The sequence below is a fragment of the Micromonospora sp. NPDC051924 genome (assembly GCF_055586005.1).
This window is the reverse complement of sequence record NZ_JBVJJA010000037.1, coordinates 13,314-32,115: the sequence shown is the minus strand read 5'-3', so window position 1 is coordinate 32,115 and position 18,802 is coordinate 13,314. Positions and strand designations below refer to the sequence as shown.

At 75.3% G+C, this 18,802-nt stretch carries 17 protein-coding genes; 5 read left to right on the top strand and 12 right to left on the bottom strand.

All coding sequences use genetic code 11. The annotated features are described in order from the left end of the window. Positions 1 to 2: 2 nt before the first annotated feature. From ACZ6S5_RS25600 to coxB, 11 genes are all read right to left on the bottom strand, one after another. On the bottom strand, positions 3 to 3,131 hold the full coding sequence (locus tag ACZ6S5_RS25600; RefSeq protein ID WP_466004385.1) for an FAD-binding and (Fe-S)-binding domain-containing protein: 3,129 nt from the start codon (positions 3,129 to 3,131) through the stop codon (positions 3 to 5). After that, positions 3,128 to 4,897, bottom strand: coding sequence for a thiamine pyrophosphate-dependent enzyme (locus tag ACZ6S5_RS25595; protein ID WP_466004383.1), 1,770 nt, complete (start codon positions 4,895 to 4,897; stop codon positions 3,128 to 3,130). Before ACZ6S5_RS25595 ends, ACZ6S5_RS25600 begins: the two co-directional genes overlap by 4 nt. A gap of 249 nt (positions 4,898 to 5,146) precedes the next feature. Next, positions 5,147 to 6,940 (bottom strand): cytochrome bc1 complex cytochrome b subunit, encoded by a 1,794-nt coding sequence (qcrB, locus tag ACZ6S5_RS25590; RefSeq protein WP_466004381.1) that lies wholly within the window; start codon positions 6,938 to 6,940, stop codon positions 5,147 to 5,149. Further along, a complete protein-coding gene (locus ACZ6S5_RS25585; protein ID WP_466004379.1) occupies positions 6,937 to 7,800 on the bottom strand; it encodes a Rieske 2Fe-2S domain-containing protein in 864 nt (287 codons plus the stop codon). The genes qcrB and ACZ6S5_RS25585 overlap by 4 nt, the downstream gene beginning before the upstream one ends. Continuing rightward, positions 7,797 to 8,591 (bottom strand): cytochrome bc1 complex diheme cytochrome c subunit, encoded by a 795-nt coding sequence (gene qcrC / locus ACZ6S5_RS25580; RefSeq protein WP_466004377.1) that lies wholly within the window; start codon positions 8,589 to 8,591, stop codon positions 7,797 to 7,799. Before qcrC ends, ACZ6S5_RS25585 begins: the two co-directional genes overlap by 4 nt. Before the next feature lie 2 nt (positions 8,592 to 8,593). Beyond that, positions 8,594 to 8,986, bottom strand: a complete 393-nt coding sequence (locus tag ACZ6S5_RS25575; protein ID WP_466004375.1) for a c-type cytochrome — start codon at positions 8,984 to 8,986, stop codon at positions 8,594 to 8,596. Next, positions 8,983 to 9,897 (bottom strand): cytochrome c oxidase assembly protein, encoded by a 915-nt coding sequence (locus ACZ6S5_RS25570; protein ID WP_466004374.1) that lies wholly within the window; start codon positions 9,895 to 9,897, stop codon positions 8,983 to 8,985. Before ACZ6S5_RS25570 ends, ACZ6S5_RS25575 begins: the two co-directional genes overlap by 4 nt. After that, positions 9,885 to 10,286, bottom strand: a complete 402-nt coding sequence (locus ACZ6S5_RS25565) for a hypothetical protein (protein WP_466004372.1) — start codon at positions 10,284 to 10,286, stop codon at positions 9,885 to 9,887. The genes ACZ6S5_RS25570 and ACZ6S5_RS25565 overlap by 13 nt, the downstream gene beginning before the upstream one ends. Then, on the bottom strand, positions 10,286 to 10,915 hold the full coding sequence (locus tag ACZ6S5_RS25560) for a cytochrome c oxidase subunit 3 (protein ID WP_466004370.1): 630 nt from the start codon (positions 10,913 to 10,915) through the stop codon (positions 10,286 to 10,288). Before ACZ6S5_RS25560 ends, ACZ6S5_RS25565 begins: the two co-directional genes overlap by 1 nt. Continuing rightward, positions 10,912 to 12,840 carry a cytochrome c oxidase subunit I gene (ctaD, locus tag ACZ6S5_RS25555; RefSeq protein WP_466004368.1) on the bottom strand — a complete coding sequence of 643 codons (1,929 nt, stop codon included), beginning with the start codon at positions 12,838 to 12,840 and terminating at the stop codon, positions 10,912 to 10,914. Before ctaD ends, ACZ6S5_RS25560 begins: the two co-directional genes overlap by 4 nt. Positions 12,841 to 12,847: 7 nt before the next feature. Further along, positions 12,848 to 13,876, bottom strand: coding sequence for a cytochrome c oxidase subunit II (coxB, locus tag ACZ6S5_RS25550; protein ID WP_466004366.1), 1,029 nt, complete (start codon positions 13,874 to 13,876; stop codon positions 12,848 to 12,850). 138 nt (positions 13,877 to 14,014) lie between these two features. On the opposite strand from coxB, the gene ccsA reads away from it, so the two are divergent. From ccsA to ACZ6S5_RS25525, 5 genes are read left to right on the top strand one after another with little or no spacing between them, the layout of a single operon-like run. Next, positions 14,015 to 14,773, top strand: a complete 759-nt coding sequence (ccsA, locus tag ACZ6S5_RS25545) for a cytochrome c biogenesis protein CcsA (protein WP_466004364.1) — start codon at positions 14,015 to 14,017, stop codon at positions 14,771 to 14,773. After that, positions 14,770 to 15,180 (top strand): cytochrome c maturation protein CcmE, encoded by a 411-nt coding sequence (locus ACZ6S5_RS25540; RefSeq protein WP_466004362.1) that lies wholly within the window; start codon positions 14,770 to 14,772, stop codon positions 15,178 to 15,180. The genes ccsA and ACZ6S5_RS25540 overlap by 4 nt, the downstream gene beginning before the upstream one ends. Further along, positions 15,170 to 17,101, top strand: coding sequence for a heme lyase CcmF/NrfE family subunit (locus ACZ6S5_RS25535; protein WP_466004360.1), 1,932 nt, complete (start codon positions 15,170 to 15,172; stop codon positions 17,099 to 17,101). Before ACZ6S5_RS25540 ends, ACZ6S5_RS25535 begins: the two co-directional genes overlap by 11 nt. Then, positions 17,098 to 17,658, top strand: coding sequence for a TlpA family protein disulfide reductase (locus ACZ6S5_RS25530; RefSeq protein ID WP_466004358.1), 561 nt, complete (start codon positions 17,098 to 17,100; stop codon positions 17,656 to 17,658). Before ACZ6S5_RS25535 ends, ACZ6S5_RS25530 begins: the two co-directional genes overlap by 4 nt. Beyond that, on the top strand, positions 17,655 to 18,578 hold the full coding sequence (locus ACZ6S5_RS25525; RefSeq protein WP_466004356.1) for a cytochrome c-type biogenesis protein CcmH: 924 nt from the start codon (positions 17,655 to 17,657) through the stop codon (positions 18,576 to 18,578). Before ACZ6S5_RS25530 ends, ACZ6S5_RS25525 begins: the two co-directional genes overlap by 4 nt. 16 nt (positions 18,579 to 18,594) lie before the next feature. Here ACZ6S5_RS25525 and ACZ6S5_RS25520 read toward each other — a convergent pair whose 3' ends face one another. Continuing rightward, positions 18,595 to 18,777, bottom strand: coding sequence for a hypothetical protein (locus ACZ6S5_RS25520; protein WP_466004354.1), 183 nt, complete (start codon positions 18,775 to 18,777; stop codon positions 18,595 to 18,597). Positions 18,778 to 18,802: the final 25 nt, after the last annotated feature.

Here is an 18,802-nt window from a genome sequence, read left to right as displayed (position 1 = left end):
CCTCACCGTCCGCCTCGGCGCAGCCGGGCGGCGACGGCGGCTGCCGCCGGGGCGAGCGCGGCGAGCCCGACCAGCCCGGCGGCGGCCCATCGGGACAGCCGCGACGGCGGCGCGGGCCGCTGCGCCCAGGCCTGTTCCGGCCGGGGCGGCACGCCGGTGCCGTGCAGGCCGGCGCGGAGCAGCTCGGCGAGGTGGATCGCGGTGCGGCCGTCCGCCGCGCTCTGCTGCACCTGGGTACGGCAGCTGAAGCCGTCGGCCAGGATGACGTCCCGGTCGGCGGCGTCCCGCACGGCGGGCAGCAGCACCCGCTCGGCGCACGCCTCGGAGACCTCGTAGTGCCCCTGCTCGAACCCGAAGTTGCCGGCCAGCCCGCAGCAGCCGGAGTCGAGGAACTCCGCCCGCACCCCGGCGCCGGCGAGCACGGCCTGGTCGGCGGTGGTGCCGAGGATGGCGTGGTGGTGGCAGTGGGTCTGGATCAGGGCGTGTGCCGGGATCCGTGGCGGCGCCCAGCCGGGGCTGTGGTCGTGCAGCAGCTCGGCCAACGTCACGGTCTGCTCGCGCAGCTTGGTGACGTCCTGATCGGCGGGGAACAGCTCGTGGGCGTCGCCGCGGAACACGGCCGTGCAGCTCGGTTCCAGCCCGACCACCCGGGTGCCGGCCCGCAGGTGCGGGCGCAGCACGTCCACGGTCCGCGCCAGCACCCGCTTGGCGGCGCCGAGCTGGCCGGTGGAGATCCAGGTCAGCCCGCAGCAGACCGGCCGGTCGGGGACGCGCACCCGCCACCCGGCCGCCTCCAGCACCTCGACCGCAGCCCGGGCGACACCGGGGTGGAAGTGGTTGGTGAAGGTGTCCGGCCAGAGCAGCACCTCGCCCCGTGACCCGTCCCCGCCGGGGGTCCGGCCGGCGAACCAGCGTTGGAAGGACTGCGGGGCGAAGACCGGGATGTCCCGGCGCTGGTCGACGCCGCCGGCCACCTTGGCCAGCCGGCCCAGGCCGGGCGCGTGCGCCAGGGCGTTGACCACGCGGGGCGCGCGTCCGGCGGCCGCGGCCATCGCCGGCAGCCAGCCCATCGAGTAGTGCGCGCGGGGCCGCAGCCGGCCCGCGTAGTGGTGGGAGAGGAACTCCGCCTTGTAGGTGGCCATGTCCACGTTGACCGGGCAGTCCGCCTTGCAGCCCTTGCACGCCAGGCAGAGGTCGAGGGCGTCCCGGACGGCGGTGGAGCGCCAGCCGTCGGCGATGGTGCCGCCGCGGGCGGTCCCGTCGAGCATCTCGAACAGCAGCCGGGAGCGGCCACGGGTGGAGTGCTCCTCCTCCCGGGTGACCATGTAGGACGGGCACATCACCCCGCCGTGCTCCCGCCGGCACTGCCCGACGCCCACGCAGCGCAGCACGGCGCGGCTGAAGCTGCCGGCGTCGTCGGGGTAGCGGAACGTCGTCGCCACGTCGCCGTGGTTGAAGTCGACGCCGAGCCGCAGGTGGCTGTCCAGCGGGTAGGGGGCGACCACCTTGCCGGGGTTCATCCGGTCGTCCGGGTCGAAGATCGCCTTGAACTGCCCGAACGCGCGGATCAACCGGTCACCGAACATCCTCACCAGCAGTTCGCCGCGGGCCTGCCCGTCGCCGTGCTCGCCGGAGAACGAGCCGCCGTAGGACATCACCAGGTCGGCGGCCCGCTCGACGAACGAGCGGAACTGGCGGATCCCGTCGGCCGTCCCCAGCTCGAACGGGATCCGGGTGTGCACGCAGCCCTGCCCGAAGTGCCCGTAGAGCGAGGCCTGCTCGAAGCCGTACTCGCGGAAGAGGCCGGCCAGGTCCCGCAGGTAGTCGCCCAGCCGCTCCGGCGGGACCGCCGAGTCCTCCCAGCCCTCCCAGGTGTCCCGCTCCCCCGGCACCCGGGCGGTGGCGCCGAGCCCGGACTCGCGGACCGCCCACATCCGCTCCTCGTCGGCCATGTCGTCGAACCGGTGCACGCCCGGCCCGCCGTCGCCGCGGACGGCGTCGATCAGGCGCGTGGCGGCGGCCTCCGCCTCCTCGACGGTGTCGCCGCCCAGCTGCACCATCAGCCAGCCACCGCCGGGGGGCAGCTTGTGCAGGGCCACCGGGTGCAGATGCTTGCGCTTCTCGAAGTTGATCAGTTTGTCGTCGAGCCCCTCGAGCGCGATCGGGTCGTGCCGCAGCACCCGCGGCACGTCGTCGCCGGCCGCGCCGATGTCCGGGTAGGACAGGAACACCATCGACTTGGCGCGTACCACCGGCAGCAGCTTGAGCCGGGCCCGCAACACGGTGACCAGCGTGCCCTCGGAGCCGACCAGGGCCCGGGCCACGTGGAAGTCCTGCTCCGGCAGCAGGCTGTCGAGGTTGTAGCCGGAGACCCGGCGGGGAATGTGCGGGTACCGGGTGCGGATCTCGGCCAGGTACTCGTCGCGCAGCGCCCGCAGTTGCCGGTGGATCTCGGCCGGGCGGCCACCGCGGCGCTGGATCTCGGCGTACCGCGCGTCGGTGGTCTCGCCGACCCACATCCGGGTGCCGTCGTAGAGCAGCACCTCCAGCTCGACGACGTTGTCGACCGTCTTGCCGCTGCGCTGCGCGGTCGACCCGCACGAGTTGTTGCCGATCATCCCCCCGATGGTGCAGTGGCTGTGGGTGGAGGGACGCGGCCCGAACTCCAGTCCGTCCGGCGCCAGCAGCTCGTTCAGCGTGTCGAGCACGATGCCCGGCTCCACCAGGCAGGTCCGCGCCGCCCGGTCGACCGCCAGTAGCCGGTTGCAGTACTTGGACCAGTCGATGACCACCGCCACGTTGGTGACCTGCCCGCCCAGGCTGGTGCCCCCGCCCCGGGACAGCACGGGCACGCCGTGCCGCCGGCAGACGGCGACCGCGGCCACCGCCGCGTCGACCGTCCGGGGCACCACCAGGCCGAGCGGCACCTGCCGGTAGTTGGAACCGCCGGTGGCGTACGCCGCCCGGGAGCCGGCGTCGAAGCGGACCTCGCCGTCCACCTCGGCGCGCAGCGCGGCGGCGAGGGCGGTCAGGTCGACGTCGCACGCCGGTTCGGGTGGGCGCAGGACGGGATCGGGCAGCGCGACGGTCGCCGCGGTCCGCGCCGCGGTGCCGGTGGCGCGGCGGCTCATGACCGCAACTCGTTGATCTTGTCGCGGGCGACGGTGGCGAGGGTGGCCATCTTGTGCGGCTGGCCGCGCAGGAACGCCTCGGTGAAGTGCTTGGCCTGGTCGTACTTGACCTTGCCGGGCATCGGCGGCTCGTTCGGATTGACGTCGCAGTCCACCAGCGCGGGGCCCGGGTGGGCCAACGCCTCGCGGACCGCACCCGGTACGTCCTTCGGGTCGGTGACCTTCGCGCCGTACCCGCCGCAGGCGCGGGCCCAGGCGGCGAAGTCGGCCTCCGGCTGCCGGTGGCGCACCGCGTACTCGGGGTAGCCGAGGACGATCTGCTCCCAGAGGATCTGCCCGTACGAGTTGTTGTTGTTGATGATCACCTTGACCGGCAGCTCGTGCCGCACCGCGGTGAGAAACTCCGCCATCAGCATGGCGAACCCGCCGTCGCCCACGAAGGCGATCACCTGCCGGCCCGGGTACGCCTGCTGCATGGCGATCGCGTACGGCAGGCCCGGCGCCATCGTGGCGAGGTTGCCGGAGAGGTAGAACTCGCGTCCGTCCCGGATGGTCCAGTGCCGGGCCGCCCAGGTGGCGATGGTGCCGGAGTCGCAGGTCAGGATCGCGTCCGAGGTGGCCGCCCGGTCCACGCAACTGATCAGGTACTGCGGCGCGATCGGGTCACGGGAGGCGTCCTCCAGGGCGGTCATGTCGGCGCGCCAGGCATCCCGCTCCCGCTGGTACCCGGTCAGGAAGGACCGGTCGGCGCGGGGCTGCAGCAGTGGCAGGAGCTGCCGCAACGCCACCCCGGCGTCAGCGGTGACCGCGGCGTCCACGGGCAGGCGCAGGCCGATCAGGCTGGCGTCGACGTCGATCTGCACCACCCGCGCCTGCCCCGGTGCGGGCAGGTACTTCCCGTACGGATAGGACGTGCCGACCATCAGCAGGGTGTCGCACTCCTCCATCAGCTCCTCGCTCGGCTTCGTGCCGAGCAGGCCGAGGCCGCCGGTGGTGAGCGGGTGGTCGTCGGGGACCACCATCTTGCCCGACAGCGTCTTGACGATCGGGCTGCCCAACGCCTCCGCCACCGCGATTACCTCGTCCCGCGCGCGGCGGGCGCCGATCCCCACCAGCATGGCGATCTTGTTGCCCGCGTTGAGCACCTCCGCCGCGCGGGCCAAGTCGGCCTGCTCCGCCGGCACCGCCGGCTGCGACACCACCGGGCTGCTGGCCGGCGGCTGGCCGGGGCTGACGTGCCGGTAGGGGTCGTCCCCCGCGGCGGCGACCTGCACATCGTTGGGGAAGCTCAGGTGCGCGACGCTGCGCCGGGCCAGCGCGTGCCGGATCGCGATGTCGAGCACGCCGGGCATCTGCTGCGGGTTGGTGACCATCAGGTTGTAGGCGTCCGCGACGTCCTGGTAGAGCAGCTCGGTGTGCACCTCCTGCTGGTAGTGCGAGCCGAGCACGGAGGTCTCCTGCATGCCGGTGATGGCCAGCACCGGCACGTGGTCCAGCTTGGCGTCGTACAGGCCGTTGAGCAGGTGGATGGCGCCGGGGCCGGAGGTGGCGACGCAGACCCCGAGCCGTCCGGTGGCCTTGGCGTACCCGGTCGCCATGAAGGCGGCCGCCTCCTCGTGGTGCACCAGGACGAAGTTCAGCTTCTCCCGCTGCCGGCGGAAGCCCTCCATCAGGCCGTTGATGCCGTCGCCGGGCAGGCCGAAGACGGTGTCGACGCCCCATTCCACCAGTCGCCGGGCCAGGCTCTCGCCCACGATCTCCTGCACGTCACGCCTCCTGAGCTGGAGTTCCGCGTTGTCCGCCCCCCGCTGGCGCCGGTCGTCTCACCGCCGGCGCGGGCGGCGCGCCGGCCGCCCGCGGCAGGGCGCGCGGGCGTCGAGCCCGCCCGGCGGTCCACCGCGCGTCCCCCGATGGTTCGGCAGCTACCCGTGCCCATTGCCGGCAAACATCCGATCCGGCCGGATTTCCGGCGTGGGCCCCGTCGGCCGCCGGTGCCCGGGCCGTCCGACGCGCCCTCACGTCCGCCCGCCGGTGGCCGGTTCCTCCGCCGGCTCGGGCGGCGGCCCGGCGTCGCCCGACTCGGGTGGCGGCGGCGCGACCTCGCTCCCCGGCGGCGGGCGGCGGCGGTCCCGCCGCCGCTGCAGGAGGGCGGCCGCCAGCAGCGATCCGGCGGCGGCGGCGCGACCCCAACGACGCAGCGCGGCCCGCAGCGGTCCGGGGGGCGCGGCCGGCGGCGGCCCCGGCACCACCACCCGGTCCACCCCCGGGTACGCCAGCCGCGACGCCGCCACCGCCTCCGCCTCGGACCGCAGCGCCCGGTTCCCGGTGAGCACGACCCGCCGCTCCGCGTCCCGGTAGCGCCACCGCCAGAGATCGCCCTCCGGCCACAGCTCGATCCGCTCGCCCGGCCGGTCCGGGGCGGGCGTCTCGAGTTCCTCCTCCCCCCTCGTCGGGCCGGTGTTCCGGTGACCGGCCCGGCGCAGGTCGGCACGGGTCAGCTCACCGAGGGAGGCGGCGTCGCCACGGCGCAGCGCCCGAGCGGTCAGGTACGCGGCCAGCCCGGTCACCACGGGCAGCACGAGCACCAGCGCCCGGAACACATTCAGCAGGTCGTAGACCGGCACCCCCAGCAGCCGGGCGAGGATGTCGTCCCCGGCGGCCACCACGAGCACCGCGTAGAAGGTCAACGCGGCGACGCCGACGGCCAGCCGGACCGGGTGGTCCCGTGGCCGGTCGAGCAGCTGGTGGGCGCGCCGGTCCCGGGTCCGCCGGCGCTCGACGAACGGCCAGGCGTACAGGGCGAGGAAGGTGACCCCGCCCAGCAGCACGCCGGGCACGAACGGCGCGGGCACCAGGTGCCCGAAGACGCGGATCTCCCACGGCGGGAACAGGCGCAGCGCCCCGTCGCCCCAGGCGACGTACCAGTCGGGCTGGGCCGGCGAGGTCGACTGGCCGGGCTCGAACGGCCCGTACAACCAGACCGGGTTGATCTGCACCAGCCCGCCGAGCGCGAACAGCACCGCCAGCACCCAGGCGAACAGGGCGAGCGTCCGCAGCGTGTAGCTCGGCCACAGCCGCGAGCCGACCACGTTGTGCTCGGTCCGCCCGGGTCCGGGGAACTGGCTGTGCTTCTGCCGGACCAGGATGCCCAGGTGCAGCGACAGCAGGGCGACCAGGATCGCGGGCACCAGCAGCACGTGAGTGACGAACATCCGCGGGATCATCGCGTCGGAGGGGAACTCGCCGCCGAGGCCCAGCGCCACCAGCCACGTCCCGACCAGGGGCACCGACTCCACCACCGAGGTGATGATCCGCAGGCCCAGGCCGGAGACCAGGTCGTCCGGCATGGAGTAGCCGGTGAACCCGTTGGCCAGGGCGAGGGTGAGCATGGTGACGCCGATCAGCCAGTTCAGCTCGCGCGGCCTGCGGAACGCGCCGGTGAAGAAGATCCGGGTCAGGTGCAGCAGGATCGCCGCCACGAAGACCAGCGCGGCCCAGTGGTGGGTCTGCCGGATCAGCAGTCCGGCCCGGACGTCCCAGCTCAGCCGGACCGTGGAGGCGTACGCGGCGGAGACGGTGGCGCCGTCCAGCGGGGCGTACCGGCCGTGGTAGACCCGGTCGGCGGAGCTGGCGTCGAAGAAGAAGGTCAGGTAGACCCCGGTCAGGATCAGCGCGACGAAGGAGTAGAGCGCGATCTCGCCGAGCATGAACGCCCAGTGGTCCGGGAAGACCTTCGCCAGTGCGCGGCGGGTGATCGGGGAGAGCCGGAGCCGGTCGTCCAGCGCCCGGGCGAGCCGGTCGGTGATCACGGTGCGCTCCAGAAGCCGGCGCCGGGCGGGGCGGTGAAGTCGCCGGTGGCGCGCAGGTACCCGTCCGGGCCGACCTCGATCGGCAGTCCCGGCAGCGGCCGCGCGGCCGGTCCGGCGAGCGGGCGGGCGCCGGCGAGCAGGTCGAAGGAGGACTGGTGGCAGGGGCAGAGCACCCGCCCGGTGCCCTTGAGGTAGAGCCGGACCGGGCAGCCGGCGTGGGTGCAGAGCGACGACCAGACGGCCAGGCCGTCGAGGTGGCCCCCGGAGGGCGGCCGGATGAAGCGCCCGGGATCCAGCCGGACCGCGAAGGCGGGCCCGTCACCGGCGTCGACCTGCCCCTCCGGGTAGACCGCCAGCACCGTGTCGGCGGGTACGTCCGCCGGCCGTACCGGGCGGCCGTCGACGGTGACCAGCCGCATCCCGGGTCCCCACGGGGTGTCCTTGCGCGCCCGGTCCGGGCGGCCCCGGTCCCACGGGAGCAGGGAGCGCAGGGGGAACAGCGCGGCGGCGCCGAGCGCGGCCAGCGCCAGCCCGAGCGCCGCGAGCAGGCCGCGCCGCCGGACCGGGCTGTCCGGCGCGGTGAGTTCCGCCGCCGTCATGGCCTGCTCGTCCGGTGTCGGGGGGAAACCCTCGTGCTCCTCGACGTAGCCGCCGACCGGGACCAGGTGCCGCCCCCACTGCGCCAGCCCGACGGCCAGGCCGGCGAAGGCGATCGCCAGCGCGACCCCCTCCCACTGCGGGCCCGCGTCCAGGCCGTAGACCACCGCGAAGCCGACCGCCCCGGCCGCGCTGGTCAGGAAGGCGGTGACGATCCGACGGTTCGCGCGGCGCTCGGCCGCCGAGGGGTGCCGGGCCCTCACTGCCCCGCCCTCCGGCCCAGCCAGCGGACGGCGGCCACCAGTAGCCCCAGCACCGCCAGCCAGGCCACCAGTCCTTCGGCGAGCGGGCCCAGCCGCCCCAGCGGGTCGCCACCCCGGTCCGCCCGCTCGCCGCGCAGCCGCTGCACGTAGCTGGTGACGTCGTTCACCTGCGCGTCGGTGAGCACCTGGCTGGGGAAGACCGGCATCAGCCCGGGGCCGACCCGGATCGCCTCGGCGACCTGGGTCGGGGTGGCGTCGTACAGCGGCGGGGCGGTCCACCCGTTGGTCAGCGCCGCGCCGGCGCCGGTCGTTCCGTGACACGGCGCGCAGTTCGCCGCGAACAGGTCCCGGCCGGACCCGACGTTGCCGGGCGCGACCCGGGGCACCTGCGGCCCGCCGCCGCCGAAGCTGGTCACGTGGTCAACCAGCGCGGCGATGTCGTCGGCCGAGAAGACCGGCTCGCCGCGCCGGGCCTGCTGCACCTCGGTCGCCGCCGGCATCCGGCCGGTGGAGAGCTGGAAGTCCACCGCGGCGGGCCCGACGCCGACCAGGGACGGGCCGCGCTGCGCACCCTGCCCCTGCGGGCCGTGGCAGCTGGCGCAGTGCTCGAGGTAGAGCTGGGTGCCCCGGTCCCCGGCCGTCGGCGGGACCGGCGCGGCGGCCGTCGCGCCGCCGGGGCCCGGCGCGGCGAGCGCCACCGGACCGGCGGCGAGCACCAGCACCGCCCCGACCGCGAGGGCGCGGCGCGGGCGCGGGGCGGGCCGGCGTACGGCCGGACGTGATCGCGGCATGGTCAGCCCAGCGTGTAGAGGTAGGCGGCGATGTCCTGGGCGTCGATCGCGCTGACGCCGAGCTTCGGCATGGCGGTGCCCGGCTCCACGGCCTGCGGGTCGGTGATCCAGCGGCGCAGGTTGTCGGCGTTGTTCGGCAGCTCACCGGCGATGTAGGAGCGGGCCCCGAACCGGGTCAGCGGCGGGCCGACCAGGCCGTCGGCGCGGTCGACGCCGGGGATGGTGTGGCACGAGCCGCAGCCGTACTGGGCGATCAGTTGCGCGCCCCGGTCCGGCCGCCCGACCCGCGACTCCGCCGGGGGCGGCGGCGGGGTCGAGGCGCAACCTGCGACGGTGACCATCGGCAGGCCGACGAGGGCCGCACCGAGCACGCGGAGCCGACGGGTCGGTGTCATCGGGCCATCCCTTCCGATCCGAGGTCGACGGCCGCCGGCCCGGGCACCGGCCGCACCGGGTCCGTGCGCAGGCCGTCGGGGCGGTCCAGCGCCATCCGCCGCAGCCAGCGCAGGAAGACGCTCAGCGCCACGACCAGCACGACCAGGTCCATCGGCGCCCACATCAGCAGCCCGGCGAGTTGCTGGTCGGTGAGCGGGTCGGCGGCAAGCACCCGCGCCGGATAGACCGGCGCCGGCGCGAAGGTGAGCACCGCGCCGAGCGCCGCGGCGGGCAGCATCGTGCCGACCAGCAGCAGGACGGTCACCGGCGGGGGCGGGCGGTGCCGGGCCGGGCCGAGCACCGCCGCCCAGAACCACCAGGCGGTGGCCAGCAGGCACAGGTGTTCCACCGCGTGCGGCACCGGGTCGTCGACCGCCGCCACGTACGGCCCGGGCAGGTGCCAGAACCACAGCACGGCCGTCTGCGCCGCGCCGGCCAGCAGCGCGTACGTGGTGGGCCGGCGCAACCGGCGCACCGGCGGCGCCACCCGGGCCCGGGCGAGCAGCCGACGCAGCGACGGCGGCGCGGCCAGGCTCAGCGGCAGTCCCGCGGCGCCCGCCGCGAGCAGCGGCCCCGCCCCCAGCAGGAGCAGCATGTGCTGGGCCATGTGCCCGGCGAACGACGACTCGGCCAGCTCGTGCACCGGCCCCTGGTCGGCGGCCAGGGCCAGCACGGTCCCGGCGACGAAGGCGGCCACCCGACCGCCGGGCACCACCCGGCCGCGACCGCGACGCGCCCACAGCTCCTGCACCCCACGCCCGTAGCCGGCGACGAGCAGGCAGGCGGTGGCGACCGCGAGCATGGTGAGCAGCCCGTCGGCCACCGGGTGCTGGCCGGGCCCGTGCGCCCGGTCGAGGGTCAGCGCTGGCATGGCGGCAGCACCAGCACGGCGATCCCGCCGAGCACGATGATGGTCAGGAACAGCAGGTTCGCCCAGACGCCCACCACGGCGAGCATCCGGGCGCGCCCGTACGCCCGATCCCGCGCCCCGGTCGCCTGGGCCGCCGCCGTCCGCCGCCAGGTCAGCACGGCGACCAGCAGGGAGCCCACGGTGACCACGGCGGGCAGCGCCACGGCCAGCCCGACGGCCTGCCAGAGCGGTACGGCGGCGACGGTCTCCGACCCGGCGGCGCAGGTCAACTCGTCCAGCGGCCAGGCGACGAGCAGGTGCACCGCCCAGGCGACGGCGCCGCCGAGCACGCCGTACCAGAGCAGCAGTCCACCGGCGAGGCGGGCGTGTGCGTCGGGTCGCGTGGTCATCACAGCCGCGGGGAGAGGTAGATGGTGAACAGGATGGCGACCCACACCGCGTCGACGAAGTGCCAGTAGATGGCGGCGTTGCGGACCCGTTCGTGGCGGTGGGCGCCGAAGCTGCCGCCGCGCAGCGAGGCGGCGAGCAGCCAACCGATCATCGTCAGTCCGACCAGGACGTGCAGCCCGTGGAAGCCGGTGATCAGGTAGAACAGCGAGCCGTACGCGTCGGTGGTCATGGTGAAGTGCCTGAGCTTCTCGGCGTACTCGCCGGCGAACAGGGCCAGGAAGGTCAGCCCGAGCACCATGGTGGCGGCCAGCCCGGCCCGCAGCCGCCACCGCTGGCCGCGCCGGATCCCGCGCTCCGCCCAGACCACCGGCAGGCTGCTGGGCACCAGCACCGCCGTCATCACCAGCGGGGTGAGCAACTTCGGCGCCTCGATGCCGTCGGGCGGCCACTGCGGTCCGTACTGGAAGCGCAGGTAGAAGTAGCTGCCGAGCAGGCAGGCGAAGAGGGTGGCCTCGGTGACCACGAACATCACCATGCCCCACCAGCCGGTCGGCCGGCCGACCGGCAGCTCCGTGCTCAGCGCCCGCGCGCCGGTGGCCGCGGCCACCACCCCGCCCCGGCCCGTCACGCGGCCACCCCGACTTCCTCGTCCGGGCGGCGGGGCGGCCAGAGCCACACCGCCATCGTCGCCGCCACCACCAGCACCGCGACCGCCGCCACCGGGTACCAGGCGAAGAGCATGGCGGTGAAGAAGAGCAGCAGGACGCCGGCGAGCAGCAGCGGCTTCAGGCTGGACTCGGGCATCTCCACCGCGCGCTCGACGCGGGCGTCCAGTTCGCTGGTGACCAGCGTGCGGCGTCCCTCGCTGAGGATCCGGTCCGGGGTCGCGCCGGGCCCGGTGGACTCGGCGGTCCGCTCGTCCCAGGTGGGGTGCAGGCTGTGCACCGTCGGCACGACCGGGAAGTTGTACGGCTCCGGCGGCGAGGCGGTGGACCACTCCAGGCTGTCGCCCTGCCACGGGTCGGCCGGGGCCGGCCGCCCCCGACGCAGCGCGTGCAGCACGCCGATCAGCACCAGCAGCAGCCCGAGCGCGAGCAGGTACGCCCCGGCGGTGCTGACCAGGTTCCAGCCGTCCCAGCCCGGCTCGCTGCGGTAGGTGTAGACCCGCCGCGGCATGCCGAACAGGCCGTAGAGGTGCATCGGGAAGAACGTGATGTGCATACCGGCGAAGACCAGCCAGAACGCCCAGCGGCCGAGCCCCTCGTGGTACATCCGCCCGGTGATCTTGGGAAGCCAGTAGTAGACGCCGGCGAGCATCGGGAAGACCGCGCCGCCGATCAGCACGTAGTGGAAGTGCGCGACGACGAAGTAGGTGTCGGTGACCTGCTGGTCGAACGCGGTCAGCGCGAACATCGCGCCGGTGAGGCCGCCCAGCACGAAGGTCACCACGAACCCGATGACGTACAGCAGCGGCACCCGGAGCACCAGCCGACCGAGCAGCATGGTGGCCAGCCAGGCGAAGATCTGGATCCCGGAGGGGATGGTGATGACCGTGCTGGCGGCGCTGAAGAAGCTGTACGACAGCTGCGGCAGGCCGGTGGCGAACATGTGGTGCACCCAGACGCCGAACGAGATGATCGAGATCGACACGATGGCGAGCACGATGAGCGGGTAGCCGACCACTCCCCGGCGGGTGAACGCGGGCAGCACCGCGGAGACGATGCCGAGCGCCGGCATCACGATGATGTAGACGTCCGGATGACCGAAGATCCAGAACAGGTGCTGCCAGAGCAGCACGTTCCCGCCGGCCGACGGGTCGAAGAAGTGGGTGTGGAACCGGCGGTCCAGGAAGAGCATCACGTTGTCCGCGTTCAGCGCCGGCAACGCGAAGATCACCATGAACGCGGTGGCCACGATCGCCCAGACGAACAAGGGCACCCGGTTCAGCGACATCCCGGGCGCGCGCAGCTTCAGCGCGGTGACGATGAAGTTGATCGCCCCCGACGTGGTGGAGATGCCGAGGAAGAGCAGCCCGAGGGTGTAGACGTCCATGTGCAGGCCGGGGTTGTGCGCTGCCCCGCTGAGCGGCGCGTACGCGAACCAGCCGTTGTTGGGGGCTGCGCCGAAGGGCAGGCTCGCCCACATGAACAGTCCGGCGAAGAGGAAGACCCAGTAGCCGAAGGCGTTGAGTCGCGGGAAGGCCATGTCCCGGGCGCCGATCATCAGCGGGACGAGGAAGTTGCCGAAGCCGAAGAGCATCGGGGTGGCGAACAGGAAGATCATCGCCGTGCCGTGCATGGTGAACAGCTGGTTGTACAGCTGCGGCGACACGACGCCCGCTTCCGGCCGGGCGAGCTGGGTACGCATCGCCAGGGCGCTGAGTCCGGCCAGGACGAAGAAGAACCCGGCGGTCACCAGATAGCGGCGGCCGATCCGCTTGTGGTCGACCGTGCCGAACCAGGCCCGCAGCGAGGGCCGCTCACCCCAGTGCTCGGCCAGCCGGGTCAGGTCGTCGCGGCCGATGCCGGTGGCCGCCTCGGTGGTCGTGGACATCCGCCACCTACTCCAACGACCGCAGGTAGGCGATCAGGTCGGGCAGCCGGGCGGCGTCGACCGGCTGCGGCGGCATGGCGTTGCCGGGCTTGACCGTCTGCGAGTTGGCGATCCAGCCGCCGAGGTGTCCGGCGTCGTTGGGCACGGCTCCCGCGCCGATGCTCCACCGGGAGCCCACGTCGGACAGGTCCGGCCCCACCCGGCCCTGCGCGCCGGTGCCCCGGACGGCGTGGCAGGCGGCGCAGGTGCCCTGCACGAACGCCTGCTGGCCACGGCGCTCGGCGTCCGTGGCGGGTTGCCGGGCGGGGGCGTCCAGCCGGGCCAGCCAGGCGTTGAAGTCGGCGCGCGGCTGGGCGACGACGAGGAACGCCATGTGGGCGTGCTGGGTGCCGCAGTACTCGGCGCACTGGCCGCGGTAGCTGCCGGCCCGCTCCGCCCGCAGCCAGGTCTCCCGGGTCTCCCCGGCGATCAGGTCCGTCTTCGGCATGAGTTGCGGCACCCAGAAGCTGTGCAGGACGTCGTCGGTGCGCAGGCGGACCCGTACCCGCTCCCCCACCGGGATGTGGATCTCGTTGGCGGTGGCTCCGGACGATCCCGCGTAGCGCACCTCCCACCACCACTTGTGGCCGGTCACCTCCACGGTGGGCGCGTCCCGGTCGGGTGCCGCGCCGAGCGCGGCGAGGTCGCGCAGGCCCACGCCGTAGACGGCGACGAGGATGACGAGCGGGATCCCGGCGCCGGCGATGGTGACGAAGCGCAACGGCTGGCCGTGGCGTACCCGGGCGTTGCCCCGCCGGAACAGCAGTGCCCAGGCCAGCAGCGCGACGACCTCGGCGAACACCGCCATGGAGAGCCAGAAGAGCAGCCACCACAGGCCCGCCACGCGGGACGCCCCGCTGCCGGCGGGATGCAGCGTCGAGGGCGCGTCACCGGCGCAGCCGGCGAGCAGCAGCGCGGCGGACAGCGCGGTGAGGACCGGGCGCGGTCGCCGGCGCCGCCCGGCCGCACTCCACGTCGTCTGCGCTGTGGTCTCCACCGGACGGAACGGTAGACCGACCGGAAGCCTTACGCGCCTTTTATTGCGATAAGAACCGCCTCACGGCTTATGGGGCTTATGGTGGGTCCGCTTTCTGCTCATCCGGCAAGCGCCCCTCTGGGCGCGGACAGGGAGATCATGCGCGCCTCCACGGTGGACCTGGTCGCGGACACCGCCCGAGCCGCCGCCGCGCGCCGGACGACCGGCTGGCTCGCCGGCGGGCTCGGCGCCGCCGCCGTGGTGGCCGGCGGCTGGCTGGCGCCCCCGGACGAGATGCAGGGCCAGGCGCAGCGGCTGATGTACCTGCACGTCCCGGCCGCCTGGGTGGCCTACGCGGCGTTCGCCGTGGTGCTGGCCGCCAGCGGCGCGTACCTGATCGGGGGCGACCTGCGCTGGGACCGGTTCGCCCGGGCCGCCGCGGAACTCGGCGTGACGTTCACCGCGGCCGCCATCGGCACCGGCGCGCTCTGGGGACACCTGGTCTGGGGCACCTGGTGGGCGTGGGACCCCCGGCTGGTCGCCACGGCGCTGCTGCTGCTCGCGTACGCCGGTTATCTGGCCCTGCGCCGGACGCTGGCCGAGCGGGGCGGGGCCCGCGACGGCGGTGACCACCGGGTGGCGCGGCCGGCGGCGCTCGTCGGCATGGCCGGCTTCCTGCTCGTCCCGGTGGTCCACTTCTCCGTCGTCTGGTGGCGGTCGCTGCACCAGCAGGCGACCCTGCTCACCCCGCAACGTCCGCCGATCGATCCGCGGATGGCCACGGCCCTGCTGCTCGCGGTGGCCGCCGCCACGCTCGCCGCGTTCGGCGTCCTGCTGCACCGGGTGGTCCGGCTGGAACGGCGGCTGGCCGTCGAGCCGACCGGCACCGGCGAACGCACGCCGGCCCGGATCGGATGATCCGTCGCCGGGCGGGTCGGACCGCCCTCGTCGCCGTCCTGCTGGCCGCCGGTGGCCTGCTGGTCACCAGCGCGCTGCGGGACACCCTGACCTACTACCGCACGCCCGGCGAGCTGCTCGCCGACCCGGCCGCCGCCCGGGAGCGGGTCCGCCTCGGCGGCGACGTGGTGCCCGGATCGCTGCGCCACGACGGCGACCTGGTGGTGTTCCGGCTCGCCGAGGGCGGCCACGAGATCACCGTGGCCCAGCGCGGCGTGCCGCCGGAGACGTTCCGCGAGGGGCAGGGAGCGGTCGTGGAGGGCACCCTCGGCACGGACGGGGTGTTCCACGCCGACCACGTGGTGGTCCGGCACGGCAACGAGTACCGCCCGTCCACCGCCCCGGCGGGACCGGTCGATGCTCGGTGACCTCGGCACCGCCAGCCTCGCGGTCGGCCTGGCCGGGGCCACCCTCACCGCCCTGCTCTGGCTGCGGGTGGCCCTGTTCGGCGCGCCCGCCGGCCCGGCCCGCGCCGGCACCGCACTGACCCTGGCCGCCGCCGCCGGCGCCTGCGGGGTCCTGGAGGTGGCCCTGCTCCGGCACGACTTCGGCGTCCGCTTCGTCGCCGAGAACGGCGGCCGGCACGTGCCCGCCTACTACGCGGTGACCAGCCTCTGGTCCGCCCTGGACGGGTCGCTGCTGCTGTGGCTGCTGGTCCTCGGCGGGTACGCGGCGCTGCTGGCCCGACGCCCGTACCCGGCGCGGCTGCACGCCTACGCCATGGTGGTGGTCAGCGCGGTCACCGTGTTCTTCTTCGCGCTGTCCCGGTTCGCCGCGAACCCGTTCCGGGCGGTCGACCCGGTCCCCGCCGACGGGCCCGGGCCGAACCCGCTGCTCCAGCAGCATCCCGCCATGGGGGTTCACCCGCCCCTGCTCTACGCCGGCTACCTCGGGCTGGTGGTGCCGTTCGCCCTCGCGCTCGCCGCCCCGCTGGCCGGGCCGGAGGGCCGGCGCTGGCTGCGGCTCGCCCGGCCGTGGGCCCTGACGGCGTGGGCGGCGCTGACCGCCGGCATCGGGCTGGGCGCCTGGTGGTCGTACGCGGTGCTGGGCTGGGGCGGCTACTGGGCGTGGGACCCGGTGGAGAACGCCTCCCTGCTGCCGTGGCTGACCGCCACCGCGTTCCTGCACACCACCCTCGGGCGGGCCGCCGGCCGGGCCGCCTGGCACACCGCGCTGGCCTGCGCGAGCTTCGTGCTGGTGCTGCTCGGCACCTTCCTCACCCGGTCCGGCGCGGTCACCAGCGTGCACGCCTTCACCGACTCGCCACTGGGGCCGATGCTGCTCGGCCTCGTCCTGCTGGCCGTGGTGGCGTCGACCCTGCTGGGCGGACGGCGGACCACCCGGCCCGTCCGCCGGGCCGCCCCGCCGCTGTCCCGCCCGACCGCGCTGCTGGTCAACGGGGTGCTGCTGGTGACCATCGCCGCGGTGGTGCTGATCGGCACGATCCTCCCGCTGCTCACCGGGCCGCTCACCGGCGTACGGGCCACCGTCGGACCGGCCTACTACCAGCGCACGGCGGTGCCGCTGGCCATCGTGGTGCTGCTGCTCACCGGGGTGGCCCCGGCGCTGCGCGACCGGGCGCGCGCGCTGCGCCGGCTCGCCGTGCCCGGCGGCGTCGCGCTGGCCACCGTGGCCCTCGTCGGCCTGCTCAGCCGACCCGGCCTGCCCGCGCTCACCGCGTTCGGCGCGGCGGCGTTCGTGCTCACCGGCCTGGCCGGGGACCTGGTCGAGCGGCTGCGCGCCCGCCGGCCCGCCGTCGGCCTGGCGGCGGTCGTCGCGCACGCGGGGATCGCCCTGGTGGCGGTGGGGATCGCCGGGTCCTCGGCGTACGGCCGCAGCGCCGAGGCGACGCTGCGCACCGGGGAGTCCCTGCGCGTCGGCGAGGTCGGCGTACGGCTGGTCGGGGCGGACCGCAGCGCCGGCGGCGCGGGCATGCGGGTGCGCGCCCGGCTCCAACTCACCGGCGCGGACGGCCCGGCCCGCACGGTCACCCCGGCCCTGCGCTACCACCCCGCACGGGACACCGCGGTGACCGTGCCGGTGATCGACACCGGACCGCTGCGGGACACCTACGTCACCCTGATCGCGGTCGCCGCGGACAGCGGCAGCGCCACCGTACGACTCGCCGTGAACCCGCTCGTCGGGCTGCTCTGGGCCGGTGGCGCGCTGACCGCCCTCGGTGGACTCACCGCGGCGCTCGGGGCGGCCCGGTCCCGGCGGCGACCGTCCGGGCGGCCGGTCCGCCACCCACCCGCGCCCGCACCGGTCGCCGCGGGAGCCGGTCGATGAGCCGCCCGCGCCGCCGACGGTCCGCCACACCGCGCGTGGGGCCCGCGCTGGTGCTCGCGCTCACCGTCACCGTCGGTGCCCTGATCGCCCTCGGCCTGCGGGCGCCCGCCCCGCCGACCGACCCGGACGCCCCCACTGCGCCGTCGCCCGCCCCGGCGCTGTCCGGCGCCACGCTCGACGGTGGACGCTTCGACCTGGTCGCCGCCCGGGGCCACGTGGTGCTGGTCAACGTCTTCGCCTCCTGGTGCGGCCCGTGCCGGGACGAGCTGCCGGTGCTGGTCGACGCCGAACGGCGCTGGTCGCCGCGCGGGCTGCGCCTGGTCGGCCTCAACGTCCGGGACGGCACCGAGGCGGTGCGGGCCCTGCTCACCGAGACCGGCGCGACCGGGCTGACCGTGGTGCCCGACCCGGCGGGCACCCGCTCGGTCGACTGGGGCGTACGCGGTGTGCCGGAGACCTTCCTGGTGGACCGGGACGGCCGGATCGTGGACCGCCAGCGGGGCGTGGTCACCCGGGCCTGGCTGGATCAGCGGGTGACCCCGCTGCTGACCGGATGAGGTGGCGGGCGGCGCTGGGCGCCCTGGTCCTCGCGGCGCTGCTCGCCGGTGCCGCCGCCGGGGTGCTGCGCTCCGCCGGCCACACCGGCGGCGAGGACCGGGTACGCACGGTGGCCGCCGGACTGCGCTGCCCGGCCTGCCAGGGCGAGTCGGTGGCGGACTCCCGGTCCCCGATCGCCGCCGCCATGCGGCAGGTGGTGGCCGACCAGCTCGCCCAGGGACGCGAGGGCGCGGAGATCCGCCGCTGGTTCGTCCAGCGCTACGGCCCGGGCATCCTCACCGATCCACCCGACCCGGGCGCGCGGGCGCTGCTGTGGGCGGTGCCCGCGCTCACCCTGCTGGGCGCCGGCTACGCCGCCCTGCGTACGTTGCGCCCCCGGCCCGGCCCGGTCCGGCCCGCCGCCGCGGGGCCGGTGGGCGGGGAACGGCCCGCCGCGCGGCCGGTGGGCGGGGATCGGGCGGCGCGCCGGGCGTGGCGGGCCGGCGCGGCCGGGTTGCTGGCTCTCGTGACCTCGGTCGCGGTCGCCGCCGACCGGCTGGACCGGCCGGCGCGGCAGCCCCCGGCCGACCCGGTGGCGGTGGCCGTGCGGCTGGCCGGCGACCTGGAGGACCAGGACCGGTACGCGGCGGCCGCCGAGCTCTACCGGGAGGCGCTGCGGGACCGGCCGGACGACGGCATCCGGCTACGGCTCGCCTTCGCCCTGCTCCGGTCCGGCGACACCGGCGCGGCCGAGCGGACGGCGCGGGACGTCCTGGCGCGGACCCCGGACTCGCCGGACGGTCTGCTCGTGCTGGGGCTGGCGCAGCGCGCGGCCCACTCCGCGCAGGCGCCGGGCACGCTGCGCCGCTTCCTGACCGTCGCCCCACGGCACCCCGCCGCGCCGGAGATCAGCCGGCTGTTGTCGGCGTCCCGGCCGTGATCCCGTTCCGGTCCGGTCAGCGTCGCCGGGCCCGGGCCAGCAGGAAACCGACGGCCAGTCCCGCCGCCACGGTGACCAGGACGCGGGGCGTGATCACCGCGCGGAGCCGCGCCAGCCCCGCCCGCGGGTCCACCACCGTCCCCGCGACGTCGCCGGCCGCGCCGACCACCAGGTCACTGAGCCGATCCTTGTTCATCACGCGCCGCCCCTCGTCCGCCGGTCAT